The sequence below is a fragment of the Micromonospora cathayae genome, from assembly GCF_028993575.1.
GTDB classification, from domain to species: domain Bacteria; phylum Actinomycetota; class Actinomycetes; order Mycobacteriales; family Micromonosporaceae; genus Micromonospora; species Micromonospora cathayae.
The window spans coordinates 3,065,524-3,084,324 of the sequence record NZ_CP118615.1 but is presented as its reverse complement, the minus strand read 5'-3'; the positions used below and the strand labels follow the sequence as shown (position 1 = coordinate 3,084,324).

The following is an 18,801-nucleotide window of genomic DNA, read 5'->3' as shown; positions in this document are numbered from 1 at the left end:
CTCCCATACCGCGCCACCCCCCACCGTCACCCCGTTGATCATCAGCTGCCGGCGTGACCCGGTGCGGCCCGACCAGCCGCGTTACCGGTCAGGGCGGCCAGGACGGTGGACAGGTCGCTACCGTCGGTCACGATATGGACGCGCAGCCCGGTCAACTTGCCGGCCAGTTCGGCGTTGAGTCCGCCCCGACCGATACCGCCACCGCTGCCATGGGGCACGGCCGCCACGGCGTGACCGTCGCCGATGAGCACGTCGGTGGCCCGGGCCGGACTCAACGCGTTGACCAGGTACTTCTCCCGGTCCTGGGCGAACTGGATGATCTGGAAGTGCTCGTCGGCACCCGGTCGCCCGAGCAGCCGCCCCAGCCCCTGGACCCGGCTGGCCTGCCGGCCGACCACGGCCCCCTTGGCGTCGACCCCCCTGGCGGTGGCGGCGACCGCGACCTTGGTCCGCGCCCCGGCCACCCGGGCCGCGTCGGCGATCACCACCCGACCCGTGCAGAGTTCCTCGACGAACGCAGGCAGGACACGTTCGACCAGCTCCGCGGAGTCGGCGTCGAGAAGCAGCCCCCGGTCCGGGGCGGGCAGCACCCCGGTGACGAGAGCGACCACGGTGTCACCCGGTGCCCACCCCGACCGGTCCGGCCCGCCGGGCCGCCGGGCCCGGGCGGGACGCTTCAGCCGGGCGGCGCGTTCAGTTCCGGCATCCTGCACCGTGCAGAAGACCCAGGTCGGGCCGACCCGGGTGACGGTGGCCGTGACGGTCGAGCCGACCTCGAGGTGATGCTCCTCGCCGAGGACGACGCTGACCGCCTCGTCCGGGGCGATCCCGCGCGCCTCCACCACGAGCCGGACCGGGCCGACCTTCTCCGCCTGGCAACGGGCACAGCGGGCCCGGTTGTCGCCGCTGACCCGCACCGTCGCCGCACCGTCGTGCGCCGGGCCGTCGTGCGCCGGGCCGTCGTGCGCCGGGCCGTCGTGCGCCGGGCCGATCGGACAGCGCCACTTGCCGGTCTCGTCCGGTTCCGAACCGAGGCGGGCCAGCACCGTCCGGATGTCGACGGCGTTCGCCTCGGCCATCCGGCGCAGCCAGGGCGGCCGCGGGCGCGGCGGAAGCAGATCGTCGACGATGTGGTCGGCCCGTCGTAGTTCCTGGCGGTGGTTCTGGCCCGCCCGCCGGACCCGTTCGAGATCGACGCCCTGGGCCGGGTCCTCCTTGCCGACCGGTGCCGGCTCCCGGCCGGTGGACAGGAAAGGCAGGCGTTCCCCCCGGTCCCGCCGGCGGATCGCCGCCACCCGCACCAGCGCCTGCAACGCGGCCCGCGGGGTCGGGGGCGGCACCAGACGCAGCCGGGCCGCATACCTGATCACGGTGACGTTCCGGGGGTCGCGCAGGTCGAGGGAGACGGTCGGGACCGCCGCCGCGGGCGGCCCACCGGCCTGCCCCCACTCCAGATACCCGTCCGGCCGACCGGCGTCGGGGAAGTCGTCGTACTCCGGGTCGGGCTGCGACAACCGCAGCAGCCTCCGCTCGGCGTACGCGTCGACGCGCCGGCCCGCGAAGCCGTACAGCGCCGCGTAGTGGATCAACGTCTCCCGTACCTCACCGGCGAACAGCACCACCCGGGCCACGAAGTCGGCCGCGCTCAGCCCGCTGGCCCGCAGCGCCCCGACCGCGCCCTCGGGTGACTCGGCCCCGTCGGCGAGCCGCAACTCGACCGTCCGGACACCCGCCGGGGCGGGCGGTGCCCCCGGAACCCGGAGCACCAGCTCGTAGCCGCGCACCTCGGCCGGGAAGCCGTCGTCCCGGTTCGCCCTGTCCGGACGGGGCACCCGCAGGCCCATCCGTTCGGCGACCAGTGGCGGCACCCAGGCCAGCGGATCTGTCGCGGCGTCCGGTGGGCTGTCGACCACCGGGAAGGTCGCCCCCGGGCCGCCGGCGCGCGCGGCGAAGTACCGGGAGACCTCCCCGATCACGTCCAACGCCTGGCTGCCCCGTACCTCGTGGAGCAGTTCCTCCCGGACCCCCGGAAGGAACTCGTACCGGTCCTGCGCCACCTGCCTGACCAGGCCGCCGAGCAGAACCTCGGCGAGCACCGACGGCGGCACCCAGGGCACCGTGAGGTGCTGCACCAGCCGCATCACCGGCAACGTCAGCGGCACCAGGGACAGGGCGACCGCCAGCGTCCGCGCCCCGAGCGAACTCGCCTGGTGGAACACCCGCACCCGGTCCGCCGCCCGGGGCGGCGACGGGGCGGGGGGAGGTACGGCGGCCGGCTGGTCACCGGTGCCGGCCGCGGGCAGGGCCACCGGAAGCACCACCCCGTCGGCCGGCGGCGCGGTGACCAGTTGGGCCCAGGCCCCCAGCCACGCCGGGTCGAGCGCCAGGACCGGCACCGGCGGGCCCGCCTCGTCGAGCAGGTCGTGCTGACCGCTGAACGACAACCTGGTGTTCGGTACGGCCGGCTGCGCCGCCCGTACCCGCCCCGGCTGCGGGGGCAGTCCGGTACGCCGCCAGAAGCGTGCCGGCAGCGGCTGGACGACAGCGGTCGGCCCCCGCTCCGCCAACCGGGTGAGCACCGTCGCGGCGGTGCCCGCGTACCACGCCTGACCGGCCGCGTCGGTGATCACCAGATACGCCCGCCGGCTACCCGCGTCCAGTAGTCTCCCGGCCGGCTGGCGCGGTCCGTGCGGGGTCCGGCCGATCGTGCACTCGCCGGTGCCCGTGTCGAGGTACCAGGTCTCGACCCGCCGAAAGGCACCGATCTGCTCCACCGTCTCCCGGAAGTCCGTGACGACGCCCCGCCAGACCGCCATGGCGGCGGAGGTGTCCACCACGAGCACCAGGTCCAGCCAGCGTTCGGTGACCGGGCGCAGCACGGGCGTCCACACCCCGGTCTGCGCGATGGCGTGCGCGGTGGCCTCCTCGTCCAGCTCGGACCGGCGCTGGGACGGGACCCGCCGCTTGAACGGACGCAGCGCCCGCTGCACGGCGGCGGCCTGGGACAGCGCCGCCGGCAGCGGCGCCCGCCCGGTGGCGGGTGCGGTCTCCGGCCGCGCCGGGAAGACGTCCCGCTTCGGGGCGGTCGCGGTCGGGGCGTGCGGGGGCGCTTCGCGTCGCCGACGGTTGGCCGCCCGGGGCAGGGCAAACCGGCCGGCCGGGACACCGCCGGGCCGCCGGGCCGCCGGATCGGCGTCGGCGGACCCGTCGTCCAGATCGACGTCCAGGTCGAGATCGGCGTCCAGGTCAGGGTCGACATCCAGGTCGAGATCGGCGTACGCCGGCTCCGGAACCCGCCGGTCGCCCGACGGCGGTCGCGCGTACCGGGCCAGCCAGAGCGCCTCGGCGATCTCCCGGGGTGTCGACTCCAGGCCGGCCGCGTCCAGTACCGCCACGAGGCGGGCCACGTCCATCGGCGCTATCCCGTCGGATCGGTCGCCAGGTGCCGCAGCACCACCTCGGCGAGCTGTTGGCGGTCCTGACCGTCCCGCGCGGAGTTGCAGACCAGGAAGATCGCGTTGAGCAGTTGGTCGGTGGCGAGGTCGCCGACGGCCCGCAGTTCCAGGAACCGTTCGATCAGGTCCGCGTTCGCCTCCCGCGTCGCCGGGTCGAAGTGCGCTTCGACGATGCTCCTGAGTCGGGCCTCGTCGGGCTCGTGCATGTCCAGCCGGACGCAGCGGCGCAGGAAGGCGGGCGGAAACTCCCGCTCCCGGTTGCTGGTGAGGATGACGATCGGGAACTCCCGGCACCGCACCAGACCCTGGCTGATCTCCACCGGGTCGGCGGAGTGCTCGACGGACGCCCGGACCGGCTCCGCGTCGTGGCCCAACCGCGCCAGCTCGGGGATCCGGTACTCACCCTCCTCGAAGATGTTGAGCAGGTCGTTCGGCAGGTCGATGTCGCTCTTGTCGATCTCGTCGATGAGGAGCACCCGGGGCCGGTCGTACGGCAGCAGCGCGGTACCGAGCGGGCCGAGGTGGATGTACCGGCCGATGTCCGCCACGGCCGGGTCGCCGTGCCGGGCGAGGTTGGCGTCCTGGAGCCGGCCGATGGCGTCGTACCGGTAGAGACCCTCCTGGAGGGTGGTGCCACTGGTGATCGACCAGCGCAGCACCGGACCGAGCTGCAGTTCGTACGCCACCGCGTAGGCGAGCGACGACTTGCCGAGGCCCGGCTTGCCGCTGATCAGCAGCGGACGACGCAGGTGCATGGCGACGTTCACCAGCTCGATCTCCTCGGCGCTGGCCTGGTAGACCCGTCCGCGTTCCCGGTCGCGCTCGCGGCGGGCGGTCCGCTCGCCGGACGGGTCCAGGCGCACCACCGGGCCGCCGTCGAAGCGACGCCACGGCGGCGCGTCGATGTCCGTCCACTCCCGGCACTCGCCGTCCCCCCGGAACCGGTACCAGTCGCTCATCTCCGCACTCCGTCATGGTTGGTTTCGATGGGTGGGGCCCGAAGGTCGTCCGCCGGCCGGTCCGGGTCGTCGAGGAGCAGCACCAGGCCCCGACAGTCGTGCTGCTCGGCGCCGCCGGCCTCGAACCGGAGTTCGGTGACCATCCTGGGTAGGTCCTGTGACCACCGCGGCCGGCGCTGCTCCCCCTCCCGGGCCGCCCATTCCGTGAGGGCCTGCTCGAACGCGACCGAGAACCGCTGCCCGGCGCAGTGGCCGGTGCCGTCGCCGTCGTGCCGGGGACATCCGGGGCGGGGCCAGACGATCACCGGCACCCCGGCCTGGATGGCCACCGTGATGAAACCACGGACCTGGTCGTCGTCGACGGCGGACGGTCGCCGGGTCAACGTGAGGACGCCGAGATCGCTCTGGCGGACGAGTTCCCTGCCCAGGCTCTCCGGGGTACCGGTGTAGGCGCAGGTCACCGAGCGCGGCTGCACCGACTCGGCGCGGGTGAGGCTGTGCCATCGGTGCTCCCACCTGTGCCGGGTGCGCGGCTCCCGGCGCGTGCGGACCACGACCGGGTGCTCCTCGCCGACACTGAGGAAGTCCTCGGCGGACAGGGTGATCTCGTCGAACGGCTCGTTCAACAGCTTGGGAGGGAGAACGAACTCGACCAGCCGGGCCCGGCCGCCGTACTTGTTGAGGGCGGTCCGCAGCGCCTCCCCGATCAACCGTTTGGTCGCCGCGAGGTCCCGGCTGGTGTCCTCGTCCTGATGGATGACGTCCGGGTGCGCCGAGCCGCTCAGCACCTGGACGGTCAGGTCGTACCCCGGTTCCCTGCCCGGCTCGGTGATCTCGCCGACCGTGACGACGAACCGGAAGTCGTCCGCCGGGGCCGTCCGCTCGGGTGCCACGCCCTGCGGGGCCGCCGGCTCCGGCGTCACGGCCTCCCGCCCCCGGTGTCCGGCGGTCCCCGGCTCCGTTTCCGGACGGCCCGGGGAGATCAGCTCCTGCCAGTCCTTCCGGTCCTGCTCACGCGGCAGGACCAGCCCGGCCAGCGCACCCAGCGGGGCCAGGCCCCAGAGGTCCGCCCACTCGAGCGCCCGCCAGAGGACATCGCGGACGGAACCCGGCGACTCCGGGCCGGGCCAGTCCCTGCCCACCACATCGACGTAGATCTTCGTGAGTCTTCCGGCGTCCCGGCTCAGAAGCATGTCCCGCGCAGCGTCCCGGCCTGCCGGCCTGTCCCGCTCAGCGTCCCGGCCCGCGGGACCGTTCTGCTCGGTGTCGTCCGTCGCGCGGGCGAGGACACCGAGCAGGCCCACCTGCTGCGCCGCGGTCGGTTTGCCGGTGCGGTCGGACGACTCGTACAGCTTCCGGGTGAGGTCGTCCCGAAGGCTGGTCCAGCGGTGGTCCCGCGCGTGGAACAGGTCGTGCGCCCGGAGCACCTCCCGGTAGAGGTCCGGCTCGAACTCGCGCATCGCCCGCACCGAGACGTAGAGCCCGCTGTCCTGGCCCTGGGCCATCACGGTGAGGCCGCGTACCGCGCCGGTGACCGTGTTGAGTACCGGTCCCCCCGACATACCTCCCTCGATCTTGGCGGTGGCGGCGATGCCCGCGCTGTCGAGACCGAACCGCGCCCAGTTCGTGCACTCACCGGCCACTTTGTACATTCCGATGCGCCCGTCCAGTCCCGCGACGTAACCGAAGAGGCTCAGCGGCGTCCGGCTCGTCATGTACTCCTCGGCCAGCCAGACACAGGGATGATCGTCGGCACCGGGCACCCGAACGAGGGCCAGATCCGGGTACTCGTGCAGCGGCCGGTCGGGTACCTCCTCCCCCACGATCGCCTCGATCGTGCCGTCCAGCTCCTTCCCACCGTTGTCCCAGCTCACCCTGACCGTGTCACCCACCTGCCCCTTCGTGACGTGGGCGCAGGTCAGCAGCCACTCCGGTGCCACCCAGAAGGCCGAGCCGGAGTGGGCCTCGCCGCCCGCTTCACGAACCCCGGCCACGGCGTGCACCAGCAGGTGCTCCAGCTGGGCCAGAGCCGCCCCGCCCGCCGTCCGATCCGGTACCACCCGCGCACCGTCCAGCTACTGGCCTGCGGTTCCGTCGGCATTCCGGTCGACGCCGTCGTCATCCTCGGCGGGATCGGGGGCACCGGGGCGCAGCGTGGCCCGGAGCGGGCCGTCGGCACGCCAGGAGACGGTCACCTTGACGCTGGCCTTGCTGCTGGCCTCCGCCAGCAGGCTGGTCAGGCCGGTGGTCTTCAGCGCGAAGTCGACCCCGAACTCGATGCTGACATCGTCAGGTGCCAGCTCGTCCAGGGCCTGCCGGATGCTCGTGGACACCCCCTGCACCAGACCCCGCAGCTCCGCCGGGTCGAGCCTGGGCATCTTCCGCGACGCCGAAACGGCCCGGTAGTCCTCGTCGTACACCGTGGCCCAGATGACCTGCCCGGTCGGCAGTTGCACCTTCGTCTGCTGAACCTGCGTCTGCTCGGCCACACGAACTCCAACCAGAGGGGAACACGAGGGGGTGAGCGACACCATCCGCCCCGCGAGCGCCGTTCGACCGTCCACTGCGGAGCCGAGCGGCGGCCCGACCCCCGTCCACCCTATGTGGACGTCTGCCCAGTTCGGCAGCCCCCAGGACCGCTGTCCGGCATCGGACAGCTCAGAACGGTTGCCCGGACGGTTGCGCCGGTGCGGGCGTCATCGTGGGCTGCGCCACCGGACCCACCCCCTTCGCGGACATCATGACGCCCACCGGCCTGGCCACGGTGGCCTGCGGTGGCGGCCTCGCACACGAGGCGCGACGCAACCGGGAGTAATGTTCGCGACACCCGCTGAGATGGAGGCCCGGCAGCAATGGACATCGCCCTGCACATCGCCGACTTCACCCCGTTCGGCCGGTCCGGCTCCTCGCTGGCCGCCGGTCTGGCCGACACCGCGCGCACCGCCGAGGAGGCGGGCTTTCGCACACTCACCCTGATGGACCACTGGTTCCAGATGGAAGCCATGGCCCCCGCCACCGATCCGATGCTGGAGGGCTACACCACCCTCGGATTCCTCGCCGGCCAGACCACCCGCCTCCAGTTGGGGCTGCTGGTCACCGGGGTCACGTACCGCCACCCGGGCCTGCTGGCCAAGACCGTCGCCACCCTCGACGTACTCTCCGGCGGCCGGGCCATGCTGGGCATCGGCGCGGCCTGGTACGAGCGGGAGCACCTGGGCCTGGGGGTGCCGTTCCCGTCGACCGCCGAGCGCTTCGAACGGCTGGAGGACACGCTCCGCATCTGCCGGCAGATGTGGAGCGACGACGACGGCCCGTTCCAGGGCACCCACCACACCCTCACCGAGACGATCTGCGAACCCCGACCGGTCCAGCGGCCCGGACCGCCGGTGCTGATCGGCGGAATGGGCGAGAAGAAGACGCTGCGGCTGGTCGCCCGGTACGCCGACGCGTGCAACCTGTTCGGCGCCGACCCGGCCGTCATCGCCGGCAAGCTGGACGTCCTGGCCCGGCACTGCGCCGCCGAGGGCCGCGACCCGGCGACCGTACGGAAGACCATCCTCTCCTCCGCCAACCCGGTGGCCGACACCGACGCCTTCCTGAGGGCGATGGAGAGGTACGCGGCTCTCGGCATCAGCCAGGTCTGGGTGATGCCGAGAGCCACCGACCTGCCCGGTTGGGTCGCCACCGTCGGTGAACGGGTCGTCCCCCGCCTCGCCACCATCTGACCGGTCCACCGGGCCGCCGGGGGCCGGGGCCGGGGGTTGGGGGCCGGGGCAACATGCGGCATCTTGGGGTCTCCGGGCAGGGTGAAGGCCCCGGATGCCGCATCCCGAGTCGATCAGTGGCCGGCGGCCCAGCCATCCCCGCCGAGGCGGGGCATCCCCGCCGATTCGGCCCCGCAGCGCGACCCCGTTCCGGGTTCGGGCTGCGGGGCCATCCGGTCAGCTACGGCAGCCGCATGGCCCGGCCACGGACGGCGCGGGCGAAGGTGGCCCACGCGGCGGGCGAGAAGGTCAGCACCGGCCCCTGCCGGTCCTTGCTGTCGCGTACGCCCACCACGTCGGGCAGGTTCGTCGCCACCTCGACACAGGTGGAACCACCGTTGTCGCTACGGCTGGACTTCCGCCACACCGCACCGGTCAGGTCCATGATTTCGTCAACTCCCGATTGAGGTCCCTGGTCGCCCGGCGGGCCCGCCGCAACTCCGCGCCCAGGAACTCCAGCGTCGACAGCCGACCGTCCGTCATCACACCTTTACCGCAGGGTCCTCGGCCGGCGTCACCGGGACGGCACCCGGGGCGGGCCGGCGGGCACGCCCTTCGGTGGGACAGCCCGAGCCCTTCAGAACGTAGTCGATCCGACGCAGGCTGTGAACACCCCGCGAAGAGAGGATCGAGATGGCACGTCGTCCCCCACCCGTACCGCTGGCTCCCCGACACCGTCGGAACTGGACACGGTTCGGTCGGTACTGCTCCTGCGGGCTGCGCTGGCCGTGCCCGGACCGGCTGGTCCGCGTACCGGTGGAGGAGTCGGAACCGCCGACGGCGCGCGGCGGGCCGGCGGAGCGAGTGCCCCGGTGGGCCGGGCCGACCCTGGTGATCTGGTTCGGTACGGCGGCGCGCCGGCCAAGCTCGGGCTGCGGATCGACTACGCGGACGATCCGGTCGGCCTCTCGGTCTACCTCGGCCTGCTCCTGCACGACGCCATCGCCGACCGGGTCGACCTCGACCCCGGCAACGTGCCGCCCGGCGAGTTCTTCGCCCGGTTCGTCGGCTGGACCCGGTCCGCCCGGCCCTGACGCGTCGAGCTTCGTCGGCTGGACCCGGTCCGCCCGGCCGTGACGCGTCGGGCGTGGCGGCGTCATCACGCCGGCACCACACGAAGCGGGCCCTTCCCACCGCGGACCACCGGGACCGGCACCGCCCACACAGTGCTGTCGCGAGGTCGACTCACCTTTCGAAACGTGTTCATCGGGTCGCTAATTGTGAACAGGCACCACGACGGGAGGCACCCCGATGGCCCGCTCCCCGAAACCCGTACCGCTCGCTCTCCGGCACCGCCGCGACTGGTCGCGCCGCCTCGGCCGGTACTGCATCTGTGGGCTGCGCTGGCGCTGCCCGGACCGGCTGAACCGGGTACCGGTCGAGCCGGTGCCGGGAACGCCGCCGGCCGCCCGCCGGCTGGCCCGCGTCCGGCGGTGACCCGCACGACACCCGACTCGGCGGCCTGGCGACGGAGGCCCACACCGACCCGCGCGGGCCGATGAAGGTGGACCGCCACCGACCGGCGCGGAGCCGGTGACGGAGGCCGCCGCCGACCGGACGTAGGCCGATGGCGGAGGCCGCCGCGACCGGACGTAGGCCGACGAGGGTGGGCCGCCGCCGACGGGCGCGGGACCGAACCGGGTCCGACCGGGTGGTGCCTTCCGCGTTCGATTGATCGACCGGTCTCGACCTCCGGAAACCGGCCGGCAGCACGGCCGGCACATTCCGGCGGTAGGTCCGTACCGCGCGCCGGCCACCCGGCCACCGGGTCGGTGGCCCAGCTACGGAGCACACCCTCCACTGTCGACGTCCCGGCCGCCGAACCGTTGGCCCGGCTGGCGATCCGGCGTCCGCCCCGCCCACCCCGACGCCGTCCGGCGACCGCTCCGCCCCCATCCCCGGCGGCGCTCCGCCGGAGCGGTCGACGCCGACACCTGGCCGCCCCGGCCCGCTCCCACGATCCGGGAGGACGGTGACAGGACAGTCGTCGCCTTCCATCGACACCTGACGACGGCTGGCGACTGCTCGAAGAATGGGGGTTGACCTGCGGTTATACCGCCTCCTACAGTGTCGCAAACCGGTTTGACAAACCGGTTTGCGCGGGAGGTGGAATGTCTGTCTCTATCAGTGACGTGGCCGCTCGGGCCGGAGTCAGCCGAGCGACCGTGTCCCACGTGCTGAGCGGCAACCGGCCGGTCAGTCAGCGGGTCCAGTCCCGCGTCCGGGAGGCGATGCGCGACCTCGGGTACGTCCCGAGCCGGACCGCGCAGAACCTTGCCCGGGGCACCACCCGCACCATCGGGCTGCTCGTACCCGACATCGGCAACAGCTTCTTCGCCGAGCTGGCGAAGGGCGTGGAGCAGGCGTCCATCGAGCGGGGCTTCAACGTCCTGCTCGGCAACACCGGCTGGACGTCCGAGCGGGAGCTGTTCTACCTGGAGACGCTGAAGTCGCAGGCGGTCGACGGGGTCGTGTACGCGGCGGGAGCGCCCGCGCCGACCTCCCGGCTGGCCGAGGTGCTGGCCGGCGTCCCGATGGTGGCGGTGGACGAGGAACTGGGCGAGCTGGCCGCCGCCACCATCGTGTCGGACAACCGGGCCGGCGGGGTACTCACCGCGCACCACCTCGCCGGGCTCGGCCACCGCCGGGCGGCCGTGCTCGGGGCCAGCCCCGACCTGGTCAGCAGCATGCAGCGGGTGGACGGCTTCGTCGCCACCTGGACCGAACTGGTCGGCCGGGCCCCGGAGGTGGTCGAGGGCTCCTTCGAGGAGGAGTCCGGCTACCGGGCCGCCGCCGCCCTGGTCCCCCGCGTCCGGGCCGGGGCGGTGACCGCCCTGTTCGCCCTCAACGACCTGGTCGCGCTGGGCGCGCTGCGGGCGCTGCGGGAGGCCGCACTGACCGTGCCGGTGGACTGCTCGGTCGTCGGGTTCGACGACATCTGGGCCGCCCGGCACGTCAGCCCCGGGCTGACCACCGTCCGGCAGGACGCCGTCGGCATGGGGGCACTGGCCGCCGAGGCGCTGCTGCGGGTGCTCCGCGATCCCGCCGGTGCCCCCGGCCCCGGTCGGCAGGTGCTGCCGGTCGACCTGACCGTACGGGGCACCACCGCCCCGCCACCGCAGACCGGAGGTGACGACGATGGCCGTGATTGAGGTCGACGAGGTCAGCAAGGAGTTCCACACCCGCCGGGGCGACGTGCTGGCGCTGTCCCGGACCGACCTGCGGATCGAGCGGCACCAGGTGGTCTGCGTGGTCGGCCCCAGCGGCTGCGGCAAGACCACGCTGCTCAACCTGGTCGCCGGGTTCCTGCACCCGAGCGCCGGACGGGTGCTGGTCGACGGTCGGCCGGTCACCGGGCCGGACGCGTCCCGGGCGGTGGTGTTCCAGTCCGACGCGGTCTTCCCGTGGCTGACCGTACGCGGCAACGTCGAGTACGGGCTGCGGCTGCGCGGCGTCGACCGGGCCACCCGCCGGGAACGGGTCGACCGGTACCTGGAGCTGGTCGGGCTGGCCGACTTCGCCGACGCGTACCCGAAGGAACTCTCCGGCGGGATGCGCAAGCGGGTCGACATCGCCCGCGCGTACGCCTCCGGCCCCGAGGTGCTGCTGCTGGACGAGCCGTTCGGGGCGCTGGACATCTTCACCCGCGAGGCGATGTGGCTGGCGCTGCACGCGGTGAACGTCGCCGAGCCCAAGACCATCGTCTTCGTCACGCACGACATCGAGGAGGCGCTCTTCGTGGGCGAACGCGTGATCGTCATGACGCCCCGTCCGGCCCGGGTCCACCAGGACATCACCGTGCCGTTCGGTCGGCGCGACGACCTGGACCTGCGCGGCGAGACCGCCTTCCAGGACCTGCGGATCCAGATCTCCCGGAGCCTGCGGGAGGTGTCCGCGTGACCACGCCCGAGGCGAAGCTGCCGCACCCCCGGCCCACCGACCGCTCCGGTCTGCTCGGCGTCGGGCTGGGCGGCGGGGTGATCGTGGCCCTGCTGGTGCTCTGGTGGGCACTGACCGACCTGACCGGCACCATCCGGCCGCTGTACTTCCCCGCGCCGAGCGAGGTGCTCGACGCGGTACGGCAGATCTGGCGGAGCATGCTGCCGGACGCCGGGGCCACCCTGGTCCGGGTGCTGGTCTCCTGGTCGCTGGGGTCGGCGCTCGGGGTGCTGGTGGGCCTGCTGATGGTCCGCTCCCGGGTGCTGCTCTACACCCTCACCCCGCTGATCGAGGCGCTCCGGCCGGTACCGCCGGTGGCGCTCATCCCGTTCGTCATCCTGTGGTTCGGCATCGGTGACAGCGGGAAGCTGTTCCTGGGCTCCCTGGCCTGCTTCATGGTCATGGTGGTCAACACGATCGTGTCGGCGAACAACGTCAGCCCGGTCTACGGTCGCGCCGCCCGCTCGCTGGGCGCCCGCGAGGGGCAGGTCTACCGGACCGTGATCCTGCCCGCCATCGTCCCCGAACTCGTCTCCGGTCTGCGGATCGGCAGCGCGCTCGCCTTCGCGGTGGTCGTCGCCGCCGAGTTCCTCGGTGCCGAACAGGGCATCGGTCGGTTGATCATGCAGGCCAGCCGGACGCTGAACACCCCCGTGGTGCTGATCGGCACCATCGTCATCGCCGTCGAGGCGGTGCTGGTGGACCGGCTCATCAAGATCGTCAGTTCCCGTGTCACCCGTTGGTCTGAAAGCTCTTCCTGAAGGAGCACGGTCATGTCACGCACCCCTTCGGTCCCCCGGACCGCCCGGACCCTGGCCGCCGGCCTCGCCGTCGCCGCCCTCACCCTGACCGCCGCCGCCTGCAACTCCGAGGCCGAGTCCGGCGGCCCGGCCGCCGACGGCACCACCACCATCCGGCTCGGCATCTCCCCGTTCCAGGACACGATGATCCCGATCGTGGCCGAGCAGAAGGGCTGGTTCAAGGAAGCCGGCCTGAACGTCGAACTGAAGTCCCTGGCCTGGGACGCCATCATGCCGGCGGTCGCCTCCGGCGGCGTCGACGCGGCCATCAACAACACCACCGGCGTCGTCTCGGTCGCCAACAAGGCCACCAACGTCGTCTACTGGTACGCCTGGAACCCGTTCACCGAGGGCTCGGCGCTGATGGGCAAGAAGGGCTCCGGGCTGAAGACGCTGGACGAGTTCGTGGCCGGCGGGCTCTCCGAGGACGCCGCCCGCGCCGAGACGTTCAAGCAGCTCAAGGGCCGCACCATCGTCACCACCATGTCCACCGACATGGGCAAGCAGGTGGTCGCCGCGCTGGAGTCGGTCGGGCTGTCGCAGAAGGACGTCAAGATCGTCGACCTGGACCCGGACCAGGGCCTGGCCGCCTTCCTCAGCGGCACCGGTGACGCCTACCTGGGCGGCATCCCGCAGCGGGTGCGGGCCACCGCCGAGGGGATGCCGGTGCTCGCCTCCGGCCCGGACCTCGCCCCGCCGCCGATCAACGGCCTGGTCACCACCACCGACTTCGTCGGCGCGAACGAGGAGGCGCTGCTCAAGCTGGTGAACGTCTTCCACCGGATCATCCGGTACTGCGACGCGAACACCGCCGACTGCGGGAAGATCATCACCGACCGGCTGAACCAGGACACCGGGGCCAACCTCACCGTCCAGGGCTTCCAGGACTTCTGGCAGAAGTTCGAGCTGTACGCGCCGAACGCCAAGGCGACCAAGGAACTGATCCTCGACCCGGGCGGCGTCTCCTACTGGAAGAAGACCTGGGACGGCGACAACGCGTACCTCACCTCCAACGGGTCCATCCCGGCCGCCGTCGACGCCGGCAAGCACTTCCTGGTGGAGAAGACCTGGAACACGTACGTCGAGAAGTACGGCGCGGACGAGACCGGGTACTGACCGGCACGACCAGCAGACGGGAGAGCTGCGATGCTGCGGATCCACCAGATCGTCACCGGTGAGCTGGAGAGTTCCCTCTCGGTCAGCCTGCTCAACAGTGGCGCGCACCCCGACCTGGACCGGTCCCTGGTCCTGCCGTACGGGTTCCGGAACGACATCCGGCGGCGCGACGGCCAGGTCACCGAGGGGGTGATGGTCCCGGTGCCGGTGTGGCTGATCGAGGGCACCGACAAGACCATCCTCATCGACACCGGGCTGGGCGACATCGACGAGGTGTCGACCATGCAGAGCCGGTACGGGGTGGACTTCGTCGCCTCCCGTACCCCGGAACAGGACCTCGTCGCCGGGCTCGCCCGGCACGGGGTCCGCCCCGAGGACGTCGACGTGGTCGTCCTCACCCACCTGCACTTCGACCACGTGGGCAACAACGAACTGTTCCCCCGGGCCCGGTTCGTGGTGCAGCGCGACGAACTGCCCCAGGCGGTCGCCCCGCCGTCGTTCTGCATGTTCTACTACCCCGACTACTCGTACAAGATCACCGATATCCGGGACCGGCTGGACGTGATCGACGGGGACGTCGACATCGCCGACGGGGTCCGCCTGGTCAAGATCGGCGGCCACACCCCCGGCTGCATGGTGGTCATGGTGGAGACCGCGCTCGGCACGGTCTGCCTGACCAGCGACGTCATGTACAACTACCGCAATCTCGAGCTCAACTGGCCGATGGGTTCGTTCTGGAACCTGCCCGAGCTGATGCGGGGCTACGCCCGCCTGCACCGCGAGGCGGACGTGATCGTCCCCGAACACGACTGGCAGTTCCGCGAGCACTTCCCGAGCGGCACCATCGAGTAAGGAGTACGGCCGTGAGAGTCCTGCTGCTCGGCGAGTCCTGGTTCATCCACCTGATCCACCAGAAGGGCTTCGACAGCTTCACCAACAGCGAGTACCAGGAGGGCGGGCACGAGTTCAAGGCCGTCCTGCGGGCCCGCGACTGGGTGGTCGACCACATCCCCGCGCACCGCATCGCCGACGACATGCCGACCACCGTCGAGGGGCTGCGGGCGTACGACTGCGTGGTGATCAGCGACGTCGGGGCGAACACCTTCCTGCTCACCCCGTCGGTGTTCCGCACCTCGGCCAGTGAACCGAACCGGCTGGCCGCGATCCGGGAGTACGTGCTCACCGGTGGCGCGCTGCTGATGGTCGGCGGGTACCTGTCGTTCTCCGGCATCGACGGCAAGGCCCGGTACGGGCAGAGCCCGCTCGCCGACCTGCTCCCCGTCGACGTGCTCAGCGGCGACGACCGGGTGGAGGCCCCGGAAGGGGTCCAGCCCAAGGTGCTGACCGCCCACCCCGCCCTGCCCGACGAGACGACCGAATGGCCGGCGCTGCTCGGCTACAACCGCACCACCGCCCGCGACGACGGCGACCTGCTGGTCACCGTCGGCCCGGACCCGCTGATCGCGGTACGGCAGGTCGGCCAGGGACGTACCGGGGTCTTCACCTCCGACCTCGCCCCGCACTGGGCCCCGCCGCCCTTCCTCTCCTGGCCCGGCTACCCGGAGCTGTGGGCCCGGCTGATCACCTGGCTGGCGGCCCGGTGACCGGGGGGACGCCTGACCGGCCGGACGCCGGCCCGGTGACCGGGGACGCGCCCGACCACCCGGCCGGCGGCCCGGTAACCGGGGGGACGCCTGACCGGCCGGACGCCGGCCTGCCGGCCGGGGGGACGGCGTCGCACCGGGAGCCGGTCGAGGTGCTGGTGGTCGGCAGCGCCAACCTCGACCGGGTCATCCGGCTCGACCGGCTGCCCCGCCCCGGCGAAACCGTGCTGACCGGCGACGCCGAGACCGGAGCCGGCGGAAAGGGCGCCAACCAGGCGGTCGCGCTGGCCCGGCTCGGCCGCCGGGTCGCCCTGCGCGCCGCGGTCGGGCAGGACGCCGGCGGCGACACCCTGCTGGCCGGCCTGCGCCGGGCCGGGGTCGACGTCTCCGGGGTACGCCGGATCGAGGGCGTCCCGACCGGCGAGGCGCTGATCCTGCTCGACGGGGACGGCGAGAACTCCATCGTCGTGCTGGAGGGGGCCAACCGGTGGCTCGGGCCGGCGGACGTCGGCCCGGCCCGGCCCGCCCCGGCCGCCGTGCTGGTCCAGTGCGAGGTGCCGACGGCTGCGGTGCGGGCCGCCCTCGCGGTCACCGGACCGCTGCGCATCCTCAACCCGGCCCCAGCCCAGGGGGTGGACGCCGCGCTGCTCGCCCAGGTGGACGTACTGGTGCCGAACCGGATCGAGCTGGCCCAGCTCACCGGCAGACCGGTGACCGACCTCGACGAGGCGCGGGCGGCGCTGGCGGCCCTGCCGGTGGATCGGGCGGTGGTCACCCTCGGCGCGGTCGGCGCCCTGGTCCGGGACGGGCAGCGGTACGAGCTGGTGCCCGCCCCGGCGGTCCCGGTGGTCGACACCACCGGAGCCGGCGACTGTTTCTGCGCCACCCTGACCTCGGCCCTGGTGGACGGGCTCCCACTGGTCGAGGCGGCCCGGTGGGCGGTGGTCGCCGCCGCGCTCTCCACCCGTGCCGTCGGCGCCCAGGGCGGGCTCCCCACCCCCGGGGAGATCACCGAACTGCTCGCCCGGGTGCCCTGACGACCCGGCCTGCCCCTGGCGCGCCCCACCAACCGCACCGGGCGCTCAGGCCCGGCGCAGGACGAAGGTGTCGACCTCCTCGCCGCCGTACCAGTCGGTTCGCAGGCCGACGTGGGTCATGCCGAGCCGGCGGGCCACCGCCTTGGACGCCTCGTTCGCCGGGGACACCACGGCGTGGATCAGCTCGGTGCCGGTGTGCGCCCACTCCCGCTCGATGAGCGCGCGGGCGGTCTCGGTGGCGTACCCCTGCCCCCAGCACTCCGGGTGCAGGTGCCAGCCCACCTCGATGTCGTCGGTCAGCGTCGCGTCGTCCAGGCCCGGCAACTGCTTGATCATCGTCGTCCCGACCACCTGCCCGGTGGCCCGCGACTCGGCCGCCCAGATGCCGTACCAACCGTCCCGGGAACCCCGGGCCGCCCACCGTCGTAGCATCTCCCGGGCCTGCTCCACGTCGGCCAGCGGCCGGGCACCGCCACCGAAGTACCGGAACACCTCCGGCCGGGAGTACATGTCGAAAAGGCGGGCCAGGTCGGCCGGCTCATCCGTCCAGGGGCGCACCAGCAGCCGTTCGGTCTCGACGATCACGGTCATGACGGGTCAGCGTAGTCCGTGGCGGACAGCACGAAGGTCTCCATTTCCACGCCCCCGTACCAGTCGGTGCGCCGGCCGACGTGGGTCATGCCGAGCCGCCGGGTCACCGCGATCGACGGTTCGTTCCCCGGCAACACCACCGCGTGGATCAGCTCCGTGCCGGCGGCGAACTCCCGGGCCAGCACCGCCCGCGCCGCCTCGGTGGCGTACCCGTTGCCCTGGCAGTCCGGGTGCAGGTGCCACCCCACCTCGATCTCGGCGACCGGCGACATGTCCCGGCCGCGCAGCGGCTTCACCAGCGCCGTACCGGCCACCAGCCCGGTGTCCCGCACCTCGATCGCCCAGAAGCCGTACCGGCCGTCCGGGAAACTGGCCGACCGCCAGCCACGGATCACGCCGGCCGCCTGGTCCGGGTCGGTGAGCGGCAGATTGGGCGCGGCACCGAACCAGCGCACCACCTCCACCCGGGAGTAGATGTCGTAGAACCGGGCCAGATCCGTCGGCTCCTCGGTCCACTCCCGCACCCGCAGCCGTCCGGTTTCGGTGATCACCGCCATGACCGGGCAGCGTAATGCGTGCCGGGCGGCGGCGCGGGGAATAAGCCGGCGATGGGTAACGGATGGCAGCGGACGAAACGGATCACCCGGGCGGCCTTCCGGCCGGTACGCGGGCGGGACCTGTCGCTGCACGCCGCGGCGATAACCTTCTACGGGGCGATCGCCGTGGTGCCGGTCGCGCTGCTGGCGATCTGGCTGACCGGGCTGGTCGCCGGGGCGGACCGGGTACGCCGGCTCACCTCGTACGCGGTACAGACGCTGCCCACCGAGATCGGTGCGAACCGGGCGGTGGCCGCGCTGGTCGAGGGCGGCCTGGAACTGACCCCGGTCTTCGCGCTGGCCTCCCTGCTGCCGGCGTCGCTGTACGGCGAGGGGCTGCGCCGGGCGTTCGTCTCGGTCGCCATCCGGCCCGGCCCGGACGAGTCCCTGGTCGGCTGGCGCGGCCGGCTGCTGCTGTTGCCGCTGCTGGCCCCCGCCCCGGCGTTCCTGCTGTCGATCCTGGTGGCGCTGCCGTTGACCACCCGGCTGGTCCGGCAGGGCGGCTGGATCGGCGCGCTCGGTGTGGTGCTGTCGTTCCTGTCGGTCTGGCTGGTGCTCACCCCGGTGCTGCTGTGGGTGTTCCGGGTGGTCGGGCCGGCCCGCCCGGACTGGCTCTCCACGCTGGCCGTCGGCTCGTTCACCGCCGCCAACCTGTCCGGCTTCCTGCACGGCTTCGTGCTGTTCGCCAGCCTGCCGATCGACCTCGGGGTGCCGTTCGGCGGCTTCGACGAGATCGGCGCGGGGGTCGCCGTCATGCTCTGGCTGTACCTCTTCCACGTGATCGTCCTGGCCGGCTACTCCGCCACCCTGGCCCTCTCCCACTGGCGCACCCACCGCCCCCACCCGGTCTCGCCCCGTTGATCATGAAGTTGTTGTCCTCGTGACGGCGTGTCGCGGGTAATAACTTCATGATCAACGGGGCGAAACCGGGGCCGGGCAG

General features: G+C 72.8%; 18 protein-coding genes. 11 read left to right on the top strand and 7 right to left on the bottom strand.

Translation table 11 applies throughout. From position 1 onward, the window contains the following. Positions 1-41: 41 nt before the first annotated feature. The 4 genes from PVK37_RS14295 to PVK37_RS14280 are packed head-to-tail and all read right to left on the bottom strand — an operon-like array spanning position 42 to position 6,903. Positions 42-3,413, bottom strand: coding sequence for an SAV_2336 N-terminal domain-related protein (locus PVK37_RS14295; RefSeq protein ID WP_275034466.1), 3,372 nt, complete (start codon positions 3,411-3,413; stop codon positions 42-44). A 5-nt stretch (positions 3,414-3,418) separates the two neighbouring features. Beyond that, positions 3,419-4,414, bottom strand: coding sequence for an AAA family ATPase (locus PVK37_RS14290; RefSeq protein ID WP_275034464.1), 996 nt, complete (start codon positions 4,412-4,414; stop codon positions 3,419-3,421). Next, positions 4,411-6,474, bottom strand: a complete 2,064-nt coding sequence (locus PVK37_RS14285; RefSeq protein WP_275034462.1) for a VMAP-C domain-containing protein — start codon at positions 6,472-6,474, stop codon at positions 4,411-4,413. Before PVK37_RS14285 ends, PVK37_RS14290 begins: the two co-directional genes overlap by 4 nt. A gap of 15 nt (positions 6,475-6,489) precedes the next feature. Then, positions 6,490-6,903 carry a CU044_2847 family protein gene (locus PVK37_RS14280; RefSeq protein ID WP_275034460.1) on the bottom strand — a complete coding sequence of 138 codons (414 nt, stop codon included), beginning with the start codon at positions 6,901-6,903 and terminating at the stop codon, positions 6,490-6,492. A 363-nt stretch (positions 6,904-7,266) separates the two neighbouring features. Here PVK37_RS14280 and PVK37_RS14275 point away from each other — a divergent pair, with 363 nt between their 5' ends. Beyond that, entirely contained in the window at positions 7,267-8,139 is an 873-nt protein-coding gene (locus PVK37_RS14275; RefSeq protein ID WP_275034458.1) for an LLM class F420-dependent oxidoreductase, read from the top strand. Positions 8,140-8,359: 220 nt separating this feature from the next. Here PVK37_RS14275 and PVK37_RS14270 read toward each other — a convergent pair whose 3' ends face one another. After that, positions 8,360-8,563, bottom strand: coding sequence for a DUF397 domain-containing protein (locus PVK37_RS14270; RefSeq protein ID WP_275034457.1), 204 nt, complete (start codon positions 8,561-8,563; stop codon positions 8,360-8,362). A 427-nt stretch (positions 8,564-8,990) separates the two neighbouring features. On the opposite strand from PVK37_RS14270, the gene PVK37_RS14265 reads away from it, so the two are divergent. The 9 genes from PVK37_RS14265 to PVK37_RS14225 all read left to right on the top strand — a co-directional run bounded on the left by PVK37_RS14265 (position 8,991) and on the right by PVK37_RS14225 (position 16,674). Then, positions 8,991-9,212, top strand: coding sequence for a hypothetical protein (locus tag PVK37_RS14265; protein ID WP_275034456.1), 222 nt, complete (start codon positions 8,991-8,993; stop codon positions 9,210-9,212). Positions 9,213-9,429: 217 nt separating this feature from the next. Then, on the top strand, positions 9,430-9,615 hold the full coding sequence (locus tag PVK37_RS14260) for a hypothetical protein (protein WP_275034455.1): 186 nt from the start codon (positions 9,430-9,432) through the stop codon (positions 9,613-9,615). A gap of 674 nt (positions 9,616-10,289) precedes the next feature. Continuing rightward, positions 10,290-11,330 (top strand): LacI family DNA-binding transcriptional regulator, encoded by a 1,041-nt coding sequence (locus tag PVK37_RS14255; RefSeq protein WP_275034454.1) that lies wholly within the window; start codon positions 10,290-10,292, stop codon positions 11,328-11,330. Continuing rightward, on the top strand, positions 11,317-12,078 hold the full coding sequence (locus PVK37_RS14250) for an ABC transporter ATP-binding protein (protein WP_275034453.1): 762 nt from the start codon (positions 11,317-11,319) through the stop codon (positions 12,076-12,078). The genes PVK37_RS14255 and PVK37_RS14250 overlap by 14 nt, the downstream gene beginning before the upstream one ends. Continuing rightward, a complete protein-coding gene (locus tag PVK37_RS14245; protein ID WP_275034451.1) occupies positions 12,075-12,878 on the top strand; it encodes an ABC transporter permease in 804 nt (267 codons plus the stop codon). Before PVK37_RS14250 ends, PVK37_RS14245 begins: the two co-directional genes overlap by 4 nt. A gap of 12 nt (positions 12,879-12,890) precedes the next feature. Then, positions 12,891-14,033, top strand: coding sequence for an ABC transporter substrate-binding protein (locus tag PVK37_RS14240; protein ID WP_275034449.1), 1,143 nt, complete (start codon positions 12,891-12,893; stop codon positions 14,031-14,033). A 30-nt stretch (positions 14,034-14,063) separates the two neighbouring features. Next, complete coding sequence (locus PVK37_RS14235; RefSeq protein WP_275034447.1) at positions 14,064-14,885, top strand: N-acyl homoserine lactonase family protein; 822 nt, start codon at positions 14,064-14,066, stop codon at positions 14,883-14,885. 11 nt (positions 14,886-14,896) lie between these two features. Further along, positions 14,897-15,637, top strand: a complete 741-nt coding sequence (locus tag PVK37_RS14230; protein ID WP_275034446.1) for a glutamine amidotransferase — start codon at positions 14,897-14,899, stop codon at positions 15,635-15,637. A 35-nt stretch (positions 15,638-15,672) separates the two neighbouring features. After that, on the top strand, positions 15,673-16,674 hold the full coding sequence (locus tag PVK37_RS14225; protein WP_275034445.1) for a ribokinase: 1,002 nt from the start codon (positions 15,673-15,675) through the stop codon (positions 16,672-16,674). Between the two features lie 45 nt (positions 16,675-16,719). Here PVK37_RS14225 and PVK37_RS14220 read toward each other — a convergent pair whose 3' ends face one another. Both PVK37_RS14220 and PVK37_RS14215 read right to left on the bottom strand, forming a co-directional pair. Beyond that, on the bottom strand, positions 16,720-17,265 hold the full coding sequence (locus tag PVK37_RS14220; RefSeq protein WP_275034444.1) for a GNAT family N-acetyltransferase: 546 nt from the start codon (positions 17,263-17,265) through the stop codon (positions 16,720-16,722). After that, positions 17,262-17,822, bottom strand: coding sequence for a GNAT family N-acetyltransferase (locus tag PVK37_RS14215; protein WP_275034442.1), 561 nt, complete (start codon positions 17,820-17,822; stop codon positions 17,262-17,264). Before PVK37_RS14215 ends, PVK37_RS14220 begins: the two co-directional genes overlap by 4 nt. Before the next feature lie 51 nt (positions 17,823-17,873). Between PVK37_RS14215 and PVK37_RS14210 the strand changes: the two genes are divergently transcribed. After that, positions 17,874-18,722: a YihY/virulence factor BrkB family protein gene (locus PVK37_RS14210; protein WP_275034440.1), complete on the top strand. Its 849-nt coding sequence runs from the start codon at positions 17,874-17,876 to the stop codon at positions 18,720-18,722. Positions 18,723-18,801: the final 79 nt, after the last annotated feature.

Bases quoted from the DNA above. Each gene is read 5' to 3' on its own strand.
- PVK37_RS14295 (WP_275034466.1), bottom strand. From the start codon at position 3,413: ATGGACGTGGCCCGCCTCGTGGCGGTACTGGACGCGGCCGGCCTGGAG.
- PVK37_RS14290 (WP_275034464.1), bottom strand. From the start codon at position 4,414: ATGAGCGACTGGTACCGGTTCCGGGGGGACGGCGAGTGCCGGGAGTGG.
- PVK37_RS14275 (WP_275034458.1), top strand. From the start codon at position 7,267: ATGGACATCGCCCTGCACATCGCCGACTTCACCCCGTTCGGCCGGTCC.
- PVK37_RS14270 (WP_275034457.1), bottom strand. From the start codon at position 8,563: ATGGACCTGACCGGTGCGGTGTGGCGGAAGTCCAGCCGTAGCGACAAC.
- PVK37_RS14260 (WP_275034455.1), top strand. From the start codon at position 9,430: ATGGCCCGCTCCCCGAAACCCGTACCGCTCGCTCTCCGGCACCGCCGC.
- PVK37_RS14255 (WP_275034454.1), top strand. From the start codon at position 10,290: ATGTCTGTCTCTATCAGTGACGTGGCCGCTCGGGCCGGAGTCAGCCGA.
- PVK37_RS14250 (WP_275034453.1), top strand. From the start codon at position 11,317: ATGGCCGTGATTGAGGTCGACGAGGTCAGCAAGGAGTTCCACACCCGC.
- PVK37_RS14240 (WP_275034449.1), top strand. From the start codon at position 12,891: ATGTCACGCACCCCTTCGGTCCCCCGGACCGCCCGGACCCTGGCCGCC.
- PVK37_RS14235 (WP_275034447.1), top strand. From the start codon at position 14,064: ATGCTGCGGATCCACCAGATCGTCACCGGTGAGCTGGAGAGTTCCCTC.
- PVK37_RS14220 (WP_275034444.1), bottom strand. From the start codon at position 17,265: ATGACCGTGATCGTCGAGACCGAACGGCTGCTGGTGCGCCCCTGGACG.
- PVK37_RS14215 (WP_275034442.1), bottom strand. From the start codon at position 17,822: ATGGCGGTGATCACCGAAACCGGACGGCTGCGGGTGCGGGAGTGGACC.
- PVK37_RS14210 (WP_275034440.1), top strand. From the start codon at position 17,874: ATGGGTAACGGATGGCAGCGGACGAAACGGATCACCCGGGCGGCCTTC.